The sequence below is a fragment of the Phycisphaerae bacterium genome, from assembly GCA_018003015.1.
Lineage (GTDB): Bacteria > Planctomycetota > Phycisphaerae > UBA1845 > PWPN01 > JAGNEZ01.
Map to the genome: position 1 here is coordinate 1 of JAGNEZ010000043.1, position 17,313 is coordinate 17,313.

General features: G+C 63.2%; 11 protein-coding genes and 1 tRNA gene. 8 read left to right on the top strand and 4 right to left on the bottom strand.

From position 1 onward, the window contains the following. Positions 1 to 142: 142 nt before the first annotated feature. The 7 genes from KA354_17120 to KA354_17150 all read left to right on the top strand — a co-directional run bounded on the left by KA354_17120 (position 143) and on the right by KA354_17150 (position 8,484). A tRNA-Gln gene (locus KA354_17120) sits at positions 143 to 215 on the top strand. Between the two features lie 794 nt (positions 216 to 1,009). Beyond that, complete coding sequence (locus KA354_17125) at positions 1,010 to 2,143, top strand: hypothetical protein (GenBank protein ID MBP7936364.1); 1,134 nt, start codon at positions 1,010 to 1,012, stop codon at positions 2,141 to 2,143. A gap of 77 nt (positions 2,144 to 2,220) precedes the next feature. After that, positions 2,221 to 3,318 carry a hypothetical protein gene (locus KA354_17130; protein MBP7936365.1) on the top strand — a complete coding sequence of 366 codons (1,098 nt, stop codon included), beginning with the start codon at positions 2,221 to 2,223 and terminating at the stop codon, positions 3,316 to 3,318. Positions 3,319 to 3,356: 38 nt separating this feature from the next. Further along, positions 3,357 to 4,409, top strand: a complete 1,053-nt coding sequence (locus KA354_17135; protein MBP7936366.1) for a hypothetical protein — start codon at positions 3,357 to 3,359, stop codon at positions 4,407 to 4,409. After that, positions 4,393 to 5,016, top strand: coding sequence for a hypothetical protein (locus KA354_17140; protein ID MBP7936367.1), 624 nt, complete (start codon positions 4,393 to 4,395; stop codon positions 5,014 to 5,016). Before KA354_17135 ends, KA354_17140 begins: the two co-directional genes overlap by 17 nt. Before the next feature lie 16 nt (positions 5,017 to 5,032). Further along, positions 5,033 to 6,667 carry a hypothetical protein gene (locus KA354_17145; GenBank protein ID MBP7936368.1) on the top strand — a complete coding sequence of 545 codons (1,635 nt, stop codon included), beginning with the start codon at positions 5,033 to 5,035 and terminating at the stop codon, positions 6,665 to 6,667. A gap of 20 nt (positions 6,668 to 6,687) precedes the next feature. Beyond that, the gene (locus tag KA354_17150) at positions 6,688 to 8,484 is read left to right on the top strand and encodes a hypothetical protein (GenBank protein MBP7936369.1); all 1,797 of its coding nucleotides are present in this window, start codon (positions 6,688 to 6,690) and stop codon (positions 8,482 to 8,484) included. Here the strand turns inward: KA354_17150 and KA354_17155 are convergent. The 4 genes from KA354_17155 to KA354_17170 form a co-directional block, all read right to left on the bottom strand. Next, the gene (locus tag KA354_17155) at positions 8,453 to 11,512 is read right to left on the bottom strand and encodes an ATP-binding protein (GenBank protein ID MBP7936370.1); all 3,060 of its coding nucleotides are present in this window, start codon (positions 11,510 to 11,512) and stop codon (positions 8,453 to 8,455) included. The two genes, KA354_17150 and KA354_17155, sit on opposite strands and share 32 nt — an antisense overlap. A gap of 310 nt (positions 11,513 to 11,822) precedes the next feature. Then, entirely contained in the window at positions 11,823 to 13,532 is a 1,710-nt protein-coding gene (locus KA354_17160; GenBank protein ID MBP7936371.1) for a hypothetical protein, read from the bottom strand. A gap of 653 nt (positions 13,533 to 14,185) precedes the next feature. Continuing rightward, a complete protein-coding gene (locus KA354_17165) occupies positions 14,186 to 15,643 on the bottom strand; it encodes a M48 family metalloprotease (GenBank protein ID MBP7936372.1) in 1,458 nt (485 codons plus the stop codon). Between the two features lie 95 nt (positions 15,644 to 15,738). Further along, on the bottom strand, positions 15,739 to 16,290 hold the full coding sequence (locus KA354_17170; protein MBP7936373.1) for a hypothetical protein: 552 nt from the start codon (positions 16,288 to 16,290) through the stop codon (positions 15,739 to 15,741). Between the two features lie 333 nt (positions 16,291 to 16,623). On the opposite strand from KA354_17170, the gene KA354_17175 reads away from it, so the two are divergent. Then, the gene (locus KA354_17175; protein ID MBP7936374.1) at positions 16,624 to 17,313 is read left to right on the top strand and encodes a radical SAM protein; all 690 of its coding nucleotides are present in this window, start codon (positions 16,624 to 16,626) and stop codon (positions 17,311 to 17,313) included.

Below are 17,313 nucleotides of genomic sequence, written 5' to 3' on the forward strand. Positions count from 1 at the left end.
AGGCGGTGGTGGGCTGCGGATGGGTCTTGCCAAGGCCTGACTGGCGGGGTATTATTCAGCTGTTGCCGGTGGTGGCGTGGCGGTGTGGGCCCGTTCGCGACGGCGACGCAGACGATGTAATTCCTTGCACGGCAAGGACTTCTGGCCCGTGGTGCAATTGGTAGCACGCCTGACTCTGGATCAGGAAGTTCTAGGTTCGATTCCTAGCGGGCCAGTCAGCACGCGAAGTGGGCGGCAATGGCAGGCTGAGCATGCTTTTCGGGCGTCTGGGGGTGCGGCATCTGAAGTCCGGCCAATCCGGTATGGAGCCGGAGGGGTCGGCTGAGGAGGTAGCGCCGAGGGCACGTCTAGAAGGGAACACCCCGCCCGGTTACGGTCTTCACCCGTTCAGGGGACAGGTGGTCGTCGCGCTGCTATCAAGGATGTGTACTTTGGTTTGTGCAGCCCTGCGAGAGGTGTTCGCTCACCCGAAGCGGAGAGGGACGGGGGGTAGGGCTGGAGAACGGGCTGCAGGCGGTGAGGGGCGCGGCGTAGCGGGCACGCGGGGCACGTCGGCCGAGGAATGGGCGAGGCCCATCGAGGTCTTGCTGAACCGGATGCGCCGGGAACTGGAGTGGGTACGACCGACGGGCACCTTCATGTAAGCGGGACACAGGAAGGGACAGGGGCTTCACGTCACTTTGGGGCCAAGGACAACCTGAAGATGGTGAACCGGGAGTGAGAGGCAGGCCGCGAAGTGGTGGGCAGTTCATGCCGAGACGAGCAGCCCCTGGTGGCTGGACACTCGCACGATCGGGAGCATCAGGACTCTTGGTGCATGATTCGTGTCATGACTTGGAGATTGCCATGGGTATGCTCCTGGCCTGGCGTTGCAGCGATCCAGGCATCAGGTATACTGGTGTTTCGGTCCTGATGCGTCAGTCCGAAGGAAGGCGTCTCCGACCGACACGTCCCTGTCGACGCACCCTCCGGTCTGCCGACCTGCCTCGTGGCGTTGAGGATCGGGGTTATGATCTGCCCGTACTGTGTCCGCGAAGTCTCGTTCAGGCTTTCCCGAGCGGGGGCGACGGCCATCTCTGATGAGCCTGCCGTGGGCCAGCAACAGCAGGAATCCCCCAGTTCGGCAGGTCAGGCGTATCGCTGCTCGGCATGCAACCGCGAGATTCCCACGATGTTCGTTCGCGACTACCACCGCTATCCGCTGGTGGTAGGCAGCGGGGTCGGCTTTTCCGGTCACGGTAAGACGGTGTTTTTCGCATCCATGCTCCACGCCTTGCGGGATCATCGCCTCGCCGAGGCCTGGCCGCGGTTTTTCAGCCTGGCTCTGGACGATGCCAGCCTGACTACCGTGGTAGGCAACATGAACAGGCTTCAGAGTGGGGTGCTGCCGGAAGCCACGCCGCAGACTTTTGAGAATCCAACGCTGCTTCGGCTCAACAATCTTCCGCATCTGGGCAGTGCGGTGCTCTGCATGTACGACAACGGTGGCGAGGTGTTTCGGTCGGGCGGTGGCATTCAGCATTATGCGCACTACCTGGTTCACGCCCACACCGTGCTGTTCATGATCAGCATTCCGAGGCTTCGGGAACAGGATGACCTGCCGACGGCCATGTTTGGGCTGTTGAACGCGTTCATCCTGGGCATCCAGCAACTGGGTGGAGACACCCAGCGGCAGCACCTGGTGATTGCATACACCATGGCGGATGTCATGCTGCCCGATCTGGCAGAATGGGAGGTTCTGAGCGAGCATGTCAAGGGTGAGTCCTTTGATGATCTGGCGGACGTACGGGCGTATCTGCGGAAGATCTACGCCGTGTCCAGCCAGCTGCATCGGTACACGCAGGTTGGTCTGCGGGCGGCGGCGTTTCTCAACGCGGCGTTGGCGAACTTCGCCTCGGTGAGTTTCACGATTGTTTCTTCTCTGGGCGCGGCTCCCCAGGAGCGGCGGCTCACGACGCAGATTGCGCCGCGGCGTGTCCTGGACCCAATCCTGCTTCTCATCGCCAACTCTCTGACCAGGACCAAGAGCTGCGAATCGACTGATGAAACGGAGCCGACTTCGGCCCCGTCGGACTGGAGATTGCGCGCCCAGGGTCTCCTGCGAGACTCGTGGACCAAGGTCCGCGAGCGGTTTCTGCAGTAAACGGGGACCATCGTTGAGAGGTATGCGTCTTGAGTGACGGCACCCCTACGGGACCGAGACTTGCTGGTGCGATTGTCATGCCGGGAGCGGGCGTCGTCCATTGGTGGCGAAAGCTGACCGCCTCGCTGGACCGATCGCTGCCGGAGGATGCCAGCGCCGTTCCGAAGCTGCTGAGTCTGTTGCGACAGACGCGCAGGTTCATGGCTTTGGACGTCAGGGGCATGCTGCTGAGCTGGCTGGTCTTCTGGGGAGCGGCCCTGGGAGGGCTGGTTGGTCTCGTCCTGGTTGTCGCGGTGGCCAACTACCTTCTGAGCTGGTTCTGTCTCTGGCCGCTGCTGTTATTCGCAGCCAATGTTTTCGGGGTATGCGCTGTGTTGGGTGGTTTTGGAGGCATTGAAGCGTCACGGCGTGTTTCCTCGATGGACTATGTCATCTACGCCGCCTTGTGCGGGTTGCCCTGGTTGTTCTACCGCCATTGCGATCTGGCCGGTTGGCTGTACGGCCACGGCCACCCGCACCCGACCATGATGTGGGTGCTGCACATATTGATTCTAAGTATTGCCCTCGAAGCCGGCTGGCTGGCCTACCTGGCGAAGCGCGCGGTTACTGTTCCTGAGATCGTCGGTGAGCTGTTGCGTCGCCTGTACATGAACAAGCTGAGAGCCCTGCTTGCCGCGCGGGTTCAGGCTCTGGATGGTGATGAAGAGTCGGCGCCGGGGCAGGCGTTGTGCGGCCCCTGCCTGTCGCGAGTGGAGTTGTACACCGACAGGTTGCTTGGTGCTCGGTACTACCGGTGCCGGTCCTGCCGCCGTGATTACCCGGAGGGCGACGACTGGGAGTCCTTCGAGGAGGTCGTTGCCATCCTGCACCAGAGTTGGAACTCTGCATCGATGGTCAAGGGCGGACGCCTCTACGTCAATGCCGACAAGCGGGACGGGCTCTTTGATTTCGACCGTGTTGAGATCCACGAGGCCGACGACGTGCAAGTCGAGCGGTTCGTGATGGCGGTGTCGAACGACCCGGATGCTGAGCGGCGTAGTCGCAGACGGCGATGCACGATCAACCCTCAGATCAGCCTGTCCCAGCACACCGCCCACATGCTGGATGCCGTGTTCCAGGTGGCCAGGACGCAGCATTCCGCACGCGCCCTGCAGGGCGAGGAAACGGGCGCGTAGGGTTTGCCTCAAACGAGGAGCGAAGGAACTTGCGAGCCATGGATCGCCACATTCGCTGGTTCGATTTCGAGCTCACCACGATACCGAAGGTGCTGCTGGTCCTCGACGCCTCGGAAAGTGCGGAGGAATACGAGGAGGAGGTCCTGGAACTAGCCTCGGGCATCATCGCCGCTCTCCCGCATTGCGATGCTGTTCGAGTGGCTTTCCTGGGCGGAACAGAGTTGTTCAGCGCGGAGCAGTTCTCCGCGGGCAAGACCGAGTTGTGGAAGAAGAACCTGGGACGATGCAGTCTGATCAACCCGGTGTTCCGAGCAGCCTGCCCGACTGAGGAGCATCGCGTCGTGATCATTGGGACGGGCACGATCTTCGACCTGGAGGATCAGGCGGAGATGCTCGGTCGCCGGCTTCTTCTGGTCAGTGTGGGCCAGAGACTTGGGCCGGACGACGGTTCCTGGTTCTCGTTAGCGACTCGTCAGCTGCAGGAGGTGGTGGACCAGGTCTGGACCCGGGTGACGGGCGTTACGATCGGCGGGCCGGGTCTGTTGCCGATCTGCTGGGAGAATGATGCGTACCGGCTGGTACTTGGCAGCGACGGGGCGGCGTTGAGACTCGAAGGGAGCGCCGAGCCCTCCACCCGCGTCGGTTTCCTCGCTCACGGGAACCGCCTACCCGCAGCGAGAGTCGCCTACGCCGACGGTCGGGAGGTCGAGGTGGTGCTGAAGACAACGCGGTCCTTCGAACGCGAACTCCGGCCGCTGCGGTTATTCACTGCCGAGGAAGCCTACCCGTTTTACCTGACGGTGACGGACGGGGCGGCGTGCGGCGCGGCCGTCCTGCCCCAGATGTGCCGGTCGGTCGCGTCGGACTGGTCTGGCTTCATCCTTGTAGCCGAAGCGGCGGAGGGTCTGGCGGCCTATGCCTACCCCTGGGAAGTGATCGCGACCGGGCCCGATCTGGTAGCCGTCTACCAGCCGGGGGGTGTGGTTCCGATCATCTTTGATCAACTCAGCCATGAGTGGCGGATGCACCCGGAGCAGCCCATGGGCGGATGCCTGGAACTGGGAGGAGGCGTTTATGGCGTCGCCCTGTGATCGGACTGGCTTTCCCCTGCTAGCGATGCCGAAGTTGGGCGCAACCATGCACCTGTTGCCGGTGACGAAGGTTCAGTTCGAGTGTTTTCTCGCGGAGCCGTGCGGCTTTGGTGACGAATGGTACGAGGAAGTTCTGGAGACCAGTCCGCGAGTCTCGCCGACGCGGGCAACTGAAGCCGATCGGGAAGGACTGTTCATGGCCGGGGTGATCCCGTCCGAAGTTGAAGCATTTGCCCAGTGGCTGGGGCCGAAGTGGCGAGTTCCCTTGGCGAAGGAATGGCGGCAGGCGTACGCTTTGCTGAGGGCGGCGCCGTTTTCATCCGACGGGCTGGAGGCATGGGCGGGTTCAGATCTGAACCCGCTCGCCGCGGCGACCCTGCGTCTTCTTGAACACCAACTGAAGCCGAAGACATGGCTGGATCTCTCCCTGATGAGTGGCGCGCTGCTGGAATGGGTAGGTTCCGGAAGGGAATGGGGTGGCTTAGGCGAACCGCGGCCGCAGTTTGCCTCTTATCTCATCGATCCTCTTCGGAGTGACCCGATTCGGCCGATCCACCGCGACCGGCGGCTGAGAGATTTCGGAATGCGGCTCTGGTGTCCCCTGTGAGCGAGGTAATACCTCCATGACCGAACTTCGAGCTGGCCAGATTCTCTACACGCGGTTGAGCAAGGACCGTTCGCGAAGCGGCAAGGACGGGTACCAGACGCTGTGCTGCACGCGAGCGATCATCTGTGACACTGAACTCCCGGAGATTGAGGCTCGCTTCCTGTACTTTCCCACCGAGACCTCGCCGCCCAAGCACGTGTTTTTCGGTACGCGTAGTGGGAAGCTGGTGGTGGCCCGGATCAGTCGACTCGGGGAGACCGATGACCAGGGCAGGTTGATCAGCATCGCCCATGGGCTGGTGTTTACGGCGGCGGACCTGATTCGGGGGGGTCTGCTTCCGCTGGCCGTCTTCGACGTGTTTCCTTTTCTCACCGACCTCCGGAGGGCCTTCGAGGTCGATCAAGGCCGCTCGGGTGGCGCTCCTCCGGTCACGATTGTGTTCCCTGATCCTGTTCCGCCGTCTGAGGCCGCCCGTTGGCCGCTCGAGGAGTTGCGCAAGCTGGCCTTCTACGCCCTGCGTGCCCAACGACTCGCGGAGAAGAACACTGCCCTGGCCATGACCGGGTCACCGGAGGCGATCCTGGCGGCCATGCGTGTTGCCCAGGCGTTGCTTGCTCCGGCTCGCTATGGTGAATGCCCGATGGACACCTACTTCGTGGACGCCCACAAGAACCCGTGCAACCTCCACGGCAATTACTGCTGGGCGGTAGGTCTTCCGGAGCCGCCTCGATTCGGCAACTTCATTGCGGTGGATGCCGAGCGATGCCGGGTCAACGACAACCCTTCCTGGAAACCTGCCGACGCCTACGAATACTGGCTGGCCGCCAAGTTGGCGGCCGGTCGCCTGGATGACATTGTTCGCGACAAGGGGGGAGTCCATCAGGTATCGCGGGCTTTGGCGGGCGAGTCTCTGGGTGAGGCTGTAGGGCCGAGGGTCATTGAAGAAGTGTGCAGGGCCGCGCCAGAGCTCCTGCGGAGCGGGTTGCGGGACCGCATGGCCCGGCTGATCGGCGGGGAGCTGGCCGATCGACTGGTCGATTCAGTCATGGCCGGCATGAACCCGGCCGAGATCATGGAGCGTTTGCGTGGTGGCTTTGACGCCGCGGCACTTCTTCAGCGTCTCTTCGAGCATTACGCAGCCAATCGCTTCCGCCGGCCGGCGGCGGAGGAGCTGAAGACGCTGGGTTCTGTTCTCGAGGCCCATCCCCGACGGAAGCTTCAGCTTCTCTGGGCGGCGTGGAGAGGTGAAGATGCCGCGATCCAGCAAGCTGGGAGAGCTTTTGACGACGCCGGCTATGAGCAGGCGTGTGCTCTGTTTCTCGAGTATGGTCTGCCGGAGGTGCTCGGGCTGGTGCAGCCGGGTCGCGGAGCCGCTTTCCTTCGCGGCTACCTGACCAGTGACAGGGCTCATGCCATACCGCTGCCCGAGCTGGTGGATCGTCTGCTTCAAGTAGGCGAGGATGCGGCACTTGACTTGCTCGAGCCTCGGCTGGCTCGACTGGGGCTGGAGGACTTGAAGGAGCTGCGTCGTCTCTGCAAGCGGATAAAGAGCAAGAGGAGCTCGTTCACGGAGGCCCTTGAGAGCGCGTACAGCCAGGCCGTGAAGGAACGTGGGCTCTTTGCCCAGTTGCGTAACAAGTTCGGTATGTGATCTCAGCAGGAAGCACCACGATGTCACCGATGTTCTGTCCCTACTGTGTGCGCAAAGTGACCTTCAAGCTCACTGTGGCGGGCCCTTCCGGAATGTCCGATGCCCCTGTCGCGGCAAGTGTCGTTCCTGGTCCCGCGGCGTCGGGGAACCGTCGCGACAGCGTCTATCGCTGCCCGGAGTGCAACGAAGAAATCCCTCCGATGTACGTACGGGAATACCGGAAGTGTCCGCCGGTTGTGGGCAACTTTGTTGGGTTCACGAGGCACGGCAAGACGGTATTGCTGGCCTCGCTGCTGCATGAAATGCGCAGTGATCGTCTGGCCCAGGCATGGAAGCACTTTCACAGCCTGGCCCTGGACGATCCAAGCCTACAGACGGTTTTGAGCAACATGGCCAAATTGCGGGAGGGCATCTTGCCCGAGGCCACCGCTGCTGGCGGCAACTTCACTCGACCCACGTTGCTGCGACTGGCCAACGTACCGACGCTGGGCAGCTCGACGCTTTGCCTGTACGACGTGGGTGGGGAGACGTTCACATCCGGCCAGAGCATTGGGCAATACGCTCGATTCCTGTCCCAGGCCAAAACGGTGCTGTTTCTGGTGAGCCTGAGCACACTGGAGCAACAGTATCCCACGCTCAGCGATGGCCTGCACCACCTCTTGGGCGCCTACGTGTTAGGTTTGAACAACAGCCTGCAGGGCGACACGCGAAGCCAGCACCTGGTTGTGGTGTACACCAAAGCGGATGAGCTGATTGCTTCCCATCTGGCTTCGAGACCGGGGCTGCAGGAGTACATTCGCCACGAGGATTTGGACGAACTGAAGGACCCCAAGAAGTACCTAGCCAGAGTGTTCGCGGTTTCCCAGGAATTGCACCGGTTCACGCAGGAGGAACTGAAGGCTCAGTTGTTTCTGAACACTGCCCGCGACAGTTTCGCCTCGGTGAGCTTTGCGATCGTCTCGGCGCTTGGGGCCAGCCCAGACACCGGCAAAGGACGATTGACAACCCAGATCGCGCCGCGTCGTGTGCTGGACCCGCTGCTGCTGATGATGCTCAAAGGCAAGCTGCCGGTTGAGGAAGGAGATCGCGAAGACGAAGACGATGACGATGACAACGACGTGATTCCCTCAAGGCCCTGGACTGCGGGGCGGCTTCTGGGGACAGGTGGCGTCGTTGCCGCCATCCTGGCGGTCCTGGTGGTGACCGGTCTGCTCATCAGTATGGCCGTTCGGAGCGAGCCGAACAAAACGGCCGCGAAGCCGGTTCCGCAGGTTGTCGATCGAGGGCAGCCGGGGAAGGCTGGTCCGGTGACACCTCAGCCGTTTCAGCCGAAACCCGCGCCTGGAGCCGCTCAGGGTGGCTCAAGAATGAATCAAATTCCGTCGGCGCAGAGGGAAGCCATACGAGCACGAACCGGTGGAGGGGTTTCTCCCGGGGTTGCCCGAGGCCCGGTCCTACCACCCAGAGCAGAGGGGACGGTGACCTCGGTCACTCCCGCATTCACTCGTGAAGGAGGTTCAGTCACGGTGACGATCACGCTGGGAGAACGAGATGGTGTTCGTCGTGGTGAGGAGTTGAAAGTACAGGCCAAGCGGCATCCCATTCCCGACCCGATGAAGCCGGGCGGGTTGCTTGGTTTCGAGGAGTACTCTGTCAGGGTAGTGACCGTTGCGGCGGATACGTGTCAGGCTGAACTGCTGGACAGCACGCAGGGGGGGTTGCCGGCCAGCGGCGACGCGGTATCGCGTGGCGTTGCTGGGCCGAGCAGGGCCCCCGCGGATGCCCTCAGGTTGCCGTCGGGAAGACGTCGGCGATAGCCGTTGTCGGAGCGAGGTGGGCCTGTTCTGTGCAATGGACGAGGATGCAGAGCCCGAGCGAGTCGACGACCTCGGGGCATGGGGTGAAGAGGGCCGCGCCGGCCCGCTGCCTGCAGAGATCGCGGATCGTCTGGACCGGGGCCTTTGCGGCGTAGAGATCGGACAGGGTCTTGCGTAAGCCGGGCGTGGCAGCCAGACGCTCCCCCAAGGGGCTGAACAGGCAGACGTGGCGGCACGCTGTGCAGCCTGCCCATGGGTGGCCATTTGGGCTCGTGGCTTCGTCGATGTGCTGTCGCAGCTGGCTGGCCTGCGATGGCGAGGCGGTTCCTGTCTGCCGTGATTCGTGGACCAGGTTGATGAGGCTCTCGACGACATGCTGGATCGTGCGCAGGGTCGCTCGGTTGGAGCCGTGGAGTGCCCACAGTGTGCTTTCGCAAGCGGTGATGAAGACGCACCAAGCCAGGGCTTCATCTTCCGTGTCGCTCCTGCGGCTCCGTTTGCGATGCGGGGCCAGCTGTTCGATCAGTTGCGGCCACGCAGCGATTGCAGCGTTCGGGTCGTAGGCGCAGGACAGGGCGTAGGCCCAGAGGGTCTCGGCGGTGCCGCGGCCGGCGGCCAGCCGGCGGGCCTCCGCTCCGAACGCACAGATCTCGCGGCACCCGTGGCAGCCATGCCATGGGTGAAAGATCTTCTCATGCTGGATGATCACCCTTTCGGCAGCGGCCTTGACGTCGTGATTGCCGACGGGTTGCGTGTGGGCGTATCGTGGTATTCGGACGAGGGCTGGCGTTTCGCAGCCCTCGGCGTACGCGACGGCCTCGCCCCGCCGCAGACTCGTCACCGCCATTTTCTGTCGGCCCATGAGATTCATGGCGCCGCCGATGAGATCGCGATCATCGGTGGCGACGATTCGGTGCATCACCTTGAGATTCGTGTTCTTGATCATGTCGTCCGCGAGCTTTGCGGGGATTTGCTCGGCGACCAGGAGCCCCTCGCCGTAGGCCCGTATTTCGGCCAACATGTTGCAGAACGTCTCGACCGACTTGCCTTTGGGGTTAGCGCTCTCGGCGGAGGAGGTGTCGGTCGAGGTTCGGGTGAGTAGCCGGTGAGCCTCTTCGATGAGGGTAACGTGCTCGAGTCCGGGCTGTTCGCCGCGACGCTCGAGGGTCTCGTACAGTCGCATCAACAGGAGGCCCATGAAGAAAGCCTTCTCCTCGTCGCTGCCGAGATGGGCGATTTCGAGGACGGTTGGACGACTGAGGAGATCCTCGAACGGAATGGATCGGGGGCAATCGAACGTTTGCCCCTTCTGGCCGATCCGCAGGGTATCCACGCGAGCCTGGAGCCCCGCGGTCACATCCATGCGAATACGGCTCTCGTAGCCGAGTTGGTCCACCACTTCGCCGATAGTTCGGTGCAGATCGCTGAGTGTGGGAAACGCCAGGGGCGGAGGCTCACCGCTGGCGGGGTCGGCCTCGGGATGATGGACGAGCAGCATGTCCCAACCGCGTTCCTCGTAGATGCGGTGGAGGGATCGCTCCAGGACGTAGGGCATGGGTGCGTAGAGAATGAATGCCGCGTTGAAGACCGCGTAGAGAAGAGAGATGTGCTGCTGGGGGATGGTTCCCGGGGCGAACTCGAATGGATTCAACGGGAACGGAGCCACTTGTGCCAGGCCGGGGGTGAAGACCTGCAGATTCTCGAAGCCGGGCACGCCGAGGAGGGTGCGGTATTGAGCCTTAGCCGGCTCGATGACCATGAAGGGCACGTGATGTCGAGTCCACAACTGGTGCAGGAGGTGAAGAGCGGTGTTGGTCTTACCGCTCCCGGTCACGCCGACGATCAAGGCGTGGCGGGTGAGATCATCGAGGTCGATGCTGAACCGCCGCCCTGTGGAGCCGGCATGGCCGAGGATCTCGCCGAGGTCGATGGCTCTGCGGTCAACGCTTTGGAGATCTACCGAGAATTCGCGGGGTGTCTTGATATAAAAGCCGCACACCTCCCTTCGGGGCAGTTCGGCGAGGAGGCCGGCCTCGGAGCTGGTGAGCACGGTCTGATCGCAGAGAGCGCCAAGCCCGAGAGGGTTAGGCCGGCCGGTGGTTGTTTGCCCGGCGCGGAGTTGTGCCAAATCGGCGATGGTCCCATTGGGCGGTTCGTGGTGGAGAATCATGACCGGTTGGGGTTTGGATTTGGCGCCGGCGAACACGGCACGAAGCAACGAGGCGGCCTGATCGAGCTGTCCTGCTTCCGAGGCTGCGAGCAGTGTGCTGGCCCTCCACATGCCTTCGCGGAGCCCGGCAGCCATTTTCTCATGGGCGGACTCCATGAGCTGTTCCTGGTATTGAGCGAGTCGATCGAGGCGTTGGCGTTGCTCGCTCTGCACGCTGGTTTGCTGCCCGCTTTCGGACCATGAGACGTGCTGGTGGATCAGGTTGATGCGGAGGCTGAGTTCCTGGAAGGCGGAGTCCACGTCGGCGGTGGAGACAGGTGAAGCATCGAGGAAGTAGCAGTAATCTGTTCCGGACAATGCCCTGACGATCTGGTCGACCGGGCAGAACCGCTCGACATCGGGAGCTTCTGGCCAGGGATGGCCGACCATGGAGAGAGCGACGCGCATGGCCGCAAGCCGCTTGAGGACTGGAGCGAAGTCTTCCTCGCTGCGGAGGGGGCGGAGGTCGAGTTCGGGATAGGCGCTCAGCAGGCAGGTTTGCAGGGAACGGAAGGCGATGGCAGCCCGGTTGACTGCGTCCTGCTCGGAGGCGGCTTCAGCTCTCACGCCCCAGTAGATTTCCACCTCCGGGCCGGAGTTCAACAGGAGATACAGCGTCGAGGCGGCTCCTCCGCTGAGACCGGTCAGAACGCGGCCCGCCGGCCCGGCGAGGGACTCATCTTTTCGCCTGCGTAGCCCGCCGTGCACGGCCATTCCTCGGCATCGAGCCAGCATGACGGCGTACGGGGCGTGGTCGAGGGGGGTGAATACCAAGCCGGCATCGCGGTACAGCCGGGCGGCGGACGGTGATGACCGCATTGGGAGGCCCGTTCCCTGCAGGTCGTGTCCTTCCCAGAAAGCGATTTGCTGTTGGAAATCGGGACGCAACGTTCCGGTCGTTGAAACCACGGGAGTTGACAAGGCGTTTGTCCCGGGCGGGGGGACCCCGGCGACAGCGGTCTCGGACGCCTGCGAGGGACCGGTGGCCCGAGCTGAAGGTGGCGGAGGGTGGGCGGTCGATGGCGGCCCAGGGCGGAAGCCGCCGTAAGCTGGGTTACCTGGTCCGGTGTTCATGTGGTCGAATCCCCTGGTTGGTTTACGGTCGCGGTAGCGACCGAGCTTCACGTCCTCACCGGCGTAATCTCGGAGTTGCGGGACGTCGTCGCTGGGTCTCATTGATCTTCTGGATCAGCTTGCGGGCTTCGGCGGCCTCGGCAGAGGCCGGAGCCTCACGAAGGACCGTGTAGCACTCTGTCCGAGCCTTGTCGTACTGCTGATTCTTGAGGAACGTGTTGGCTGCCTCAAGGCGCTCCTTCAGTTTTTCTGGTGGTTCGCGCTCGAGGGCAGGTTTCTTTGCCACTCCGCCTGGGCCTTGGGCCGAGGGCTGGGTGGCCAGACGGAGCAGTTCCGGATTACCGGGCAACACGAGTTCGCTGATCAGTCTGGAGTAGACACTGCGGGTGGCCATGTTCTTTCCCGCCTGATCGCTGAGGGTGATCTGGCCGTTGGGTTTCTCGAAGAAAGCGGAGATACGGAATATCATGGGCACATTGCCACCGGTCCAGTTGGTAGCCGCCAGATGATGATCTCCGTAGACGATGCGGGCCAGACTGCCGCTGGCCACCTGCTCGCTATTGTTGGTCACGACTGGCTTGTCGTCGATGGTCACCTGGTTTGGATACCAGGCGCTGCCGGAACCGGTGCAGAGCAACTCGGACCACGTAGACTGGGCATCGGGCCAGGCTAGAATCAGGTCCTTGAGGGCTCCTGCGGTCATTTCGACCTGCAGCATCTGCATCTGATTGGCGATCTCGGTGAAGAACTCGCAGCTTGCCCGCAGTCGGACCTCCACGTCTGTGGCGGACAAGTCTGCGCTGACTGAATCGATCGCCCGGCCCACGTTGTGCCACACGAGGCTGAGCTGAGTCGTTTGTCGCGCGGCGTTGAGTGGCGTGTGGCTGGCCACGACGATTCGGCTATCGGGGAAGACCCAGACGGACTCGCCCCGGGAACCGGCCTTGACCAAGACAAGGACGTCACCGATTTCAGCCAGGCTGCCGAGGGTCTGCAGGGCTTTCTTGACCGGGTCCATCTTGAGGACAACGCCGAGGTTGCCCTCGAGACCGGAGCGGAAGCCGTAATCCGAGGCGCGGAGGCCAGTGCGAAGGACGCCGCGGGCGTTCTGTGCGGCTCGCCTGTTCTGGCGATCCTCGAGTCGGAGCTCGATGCTGCATCCGGCCGGCGTGTTCTCCATGCTGACGGAGAGTTCCAGCGGGGCCTGCCCGGGCGGCGCCAATGGTGGCCAGCCTGCGGCAGTCGCCGCCGCCGCCATCGCGTCGCGCACCTCCTGTTTACCGATTGTCACATCTGGAGAGATCTTGACCGGGCCCAGGGCGACCCGGTAGCGTCCGCTGTCTCGCGATGGAATCACGGCATTCAGTCTGCCCTCGCTGTCGCGTTCCTCGGCCTTACCTTCGATCAACTCGCAGATCGACAGCTTCTCCTGGACGGTGGCCACCTTCAGCCGGCCGACCACTTCGCGTTTAGTGGCCGGTGGGTGGCCGGAGTTGGCCGGCTCGGGCTTTCTTCCCGTTGTGCGGACGATATCCAGGGTGTCGTTTTTCTCGATGCCGCTGGCTGATCCGAGGTTGATGTAGACCTTGTTGCCGCTGACTTTGGCGATGGCTCCTGTCGGCTGGGCACTGTCATTCTCCAGTTGGCCCAGCAGACCTCGGAGCGTGTCGGTGAGTCCCGTACTTGATTCCCCTTTTGTCGCGGATGCCCTGCCGAGCAGAGTCGTAGCGATGGCCAGGATGATGTATTGGCGCCTGTGACTCACGGTAGGCCTCCTCTGATGAAGAACCAGACGGCTTGACCGCCGGTTGCAGTCCATGACGTGTCCTTGGCGTGGGCGAGACCCGCGAGGGGTTCTTGGCCGCGTGGTCACCCTGCAGCAGCCAGCGAGCCAGTTGTGCTGCGGGGCGTACGACGGCGAAGCGTGCGGCCGTGCGAAGCCCGGACCGGTCGCGGATGCAGTGGGCCAGACGAGGCCCGAGGCGGCTGTAGATCGCGACGCCGATCCATCCCAGGGAGTGGTGTAGCAGCCACTCATCGCGAAGACGTCGTAACAGGATGACCTCCGGGGCCTCTTCGTCTCCGCAGACCGCGGTCAGGACGAAGCAACCGGTGCGGGCGATTTCGGCGCCCTGTTCGTTGGTGATGCGGGTCACGTTGATGACGCCGCGCCAGGCGTAGCCTGATACCAGGACACGGTCACCCAGGTCCAGGGTGCCTCGGAGGGCGCCGGCCAAGCGGCAGTTCACCACCTGGCCGTAGTCGGTTCGCAGCCGGAAGACGGTGGCAGGCGTGTTGTGTCCGAGGAAGCCGCCTCGTTCGGAGACCTGCTGGGGGAGACGGTCCACTGCGCCGCCGATGCTTCCGCCGCCGGGCATGTGACTGGTGTGTACGGGCATCCACATTTGGGCTGATTCCTCAATTTGCCGATCGCTGCGGTCCGGCCATGGCCAGGTAAGCCAGGCGCTCCATGAACGGTGGATGTGTGCGAAAGAGCCGCTCGGCCCAGAGGGTGCCAGCTTTCGGATCTCCCCCTGAGGCCAGACTGGCGATCAGGTCGTCGATGCTGTACTGTTCGTTGTGGGTGAAACGGGACCGTGCGTACCTACCGACCGCAGCGAGTTCTCCCGGGAACAGGGCCAGGCTGGCTGCGAGTGCGGCCAGCACGCCTTGGGTATCACCCAGCACGTTGACGGTGCGCAGATCGGCCCGTCGCTCGACGAAGCGGCTGTAGCCCAGGCATGCCGCGATGACGAGGAGCAGCCAGAGACTCAAGGCAACCGCGTAGAATGCGACCATTGACAGGAGCATGGCCAGGGCCAAGAGCACCAGCAGGCCAACGAGGCAGCCCATCGGGCTACCTCGTGACATCATGACGAACATGGCGATTGGTCCGACTCCGGATCCCTGGGTCATCTGGCCGGCCGCCACGCGTAGCCGCCACGCAAGGCCGAGGATGGCCTCCATTGCGGCAAGAACCGGCCCGCTGACGGTGAAGAAGAAGGTATCGAACAGCTGGAGATGGACCAGTTCGTGAACGAGGACTGCCTTGAGAGCGAAGGAGGAACCGGACTGGCGCATGGTGTCGACCAAGCCGGTGTTGACTCGCAGACGGCTGAACCGAGGACTGATGCCGAAGCTACGGATGTTGGGGGTCGGGTCGTCGATCATCACCAGCGTCGGCCGGGGCAGGTTCATCTCTCGGCAAGCCTCGGCGAGCGGATCGAGGACTTCTCGCTCCTCGGGTGTGGCGGTTGCCTCCGTGACCAGTCGTCCGGATCCGGGCAGCGCCCACCGGAGGGCGATGATCAGGTAGGCGGCTGATGCCGCCAGCCAGGCGAAGGTTGGGCCGGTTTCTGATTCAGCTCCCCCCACTGCGGTTGCCGCCCACCGGAAGCCGCCCAGCACGCACGCCAGGGTGAGGATTCCCAGCCCCAGGGATAGGGCTCCGGCCATTGGAGGAGCGGAAGGCAGGGTGAGCGTCGGCTGCCTGGCCTTTTCTTGTGAGGCGTCCGACGGCTCTGTTGTGGGTGATGGAAGCGGAGCTCGTTTTGACCGCGCCTGCTCCTGGACTGTTCCCATCCAGACACAGATCTGGCACTCGCGCGCGAACCGACCGGAGCTGACCCGTACGGTGGCCTGGTGTTGGCCGAAACCCGGCAATTGGGTGGCATCTACGGCGAGCATGAGCTCGCGGCCCTTGGCGGTTGCAGAACCCAGCACCGCCTCGACCCATGGTTCCGAGGTGGTCAGTTCGAAATCCACGTCACCGTCGATCAGTCCGAGCACGGTGATCGAGCGCCATTCCGTGGCGCCCGGAGCGATACGTCCGAAGTCCACGCTTGGACGGGACAGATTGAAGGACACCTCCGCCACTTGCCCACCTCACGCTCGACCAACCTGCCGTGTCTGGCCGCACAGCTGAAGGACAGAACGGCAGTCTAGGCCAACCGAAGCCGCGGTGGACCGACCTACTTGTCGGGCGTCTCCGCCTCGATGGTTACGGTCCACGTGTCGGTGGCCTTGTCGTATTGTGCATCGGTGATTCGCAGATGCTCCTGGCATTGAGTGTTGGGGATATCCCGCCACAACTGCATTTCCGCTCCATGCTGTGAACCGGCGTGGCGGCATCCCTCGTCATAGCCCAGTTCTCCGACTTGCCCGACCTGGGCCTTGAACCCGATTTTCTCAAGGTCGGCCGCAGCGGCCTCGATGGCATGCTCCTTATCGACGGCGTCGTAATTACCCACTTCGTAGTAGTGATGCTGTCCTTCCACGCCGTGGAGTTTCTCGTCGACGAAGTTGGCCAGGTGGTGCCAACTCTCGGGTCGAAGGCCGCTGATGGCTTCCGCCCGGGAGAGTGATCCGGGCTCGCTGCCTAACTCGCGCAGCTCGGCGCGGTCCATGGCATAGTGGTGATCGGCCTCGACCTGTTCGACGGGGGTCTTTTCGGTTCCGAAATCGAGGAGTTCAGGGAGCTCCTCGCGGGTTTCTCCCTCAGAGCCATTGTCACAGCCTGCCATGGGTGCGTCCTCTGTGGCTTCGTGTGAATCCCCGTCTGATCCGGCAACGAACAGAGCACGTGATTAGTGCATCCTAGCCCGAATCTGCTAGACTGTAAAGGGGGTGCTCGCTGGCGGACTTGGCCGGCAATGTCTGAAGGGGGTGATGCCCGGTCATTGACATGGTGCGATCGGGCGCGGGTCGACGCAAGCCGACCGCTGGTGAGCCCGGCGCGTCCCATGTAGCGGAGCGCGGACGGCAGGTCCGTCTTGGCGGAAGCGTCCACGGGGAAGCTGGCCGCCGCCCCGCTATCGGCCTGGCTTCGATCAGAGGCGGCAAGTGCGGGAATGACGATGATGCCTCCAGCCGGTTACACAACTGAAGGGCGATTGCGCGTAGCCCGGCGTAAGACCTGCAGCAGAGTGCTCGGGCCAGGCTCGCGGGCGGTGATCTGGTTTCATGGATGCGACCTCGGTTGCCCCGGCTGCGTTGCCCGGGAATTGAACACGTCTGCGCGTTACGAAGTGTGTTCAGCGGCGGAGCTGGCAGGCTGGGTGCTGGCCATCCCAGGCATCGAGGGTATCACGCTGACGGGAGGCGAGCCTTTTCAGCAATCCCCTGGGGAGCTCGGCGTGTTCCTGGATTGTGTGCGGCGGGCCAGCGAATTGTCGGTGATGTGTTACACGGGTTATACGCTGGATGCGCTCCTCGCAAGCCCGGAGGGCGAGGCCCATCAACGGCTCCTGGGCTACATCGACATCCTGGTTGACGGGCCTTATGTCGCGGGGCGCAACGAGGGCCATCTCTGGAGGGGCTCGGCCAATCAGCGGATCCATTTCCTGACCGACCGCTATCGCTCCATGTCCGGCACGGTCGAGCGATCCAAGGGACGAGCCATTGAGGTCGAGCTTATTGAAGGACGTCGCTTGGAGCTGACGGGTATCCCGGAGGCCGGCTTTCTCGATCGGTTCAGACGGCACTTGGACAGGCAAGGCATGATCCTGGACTTCAGCGAGGCTGCCTCCGGATCGGTGATAGGATGA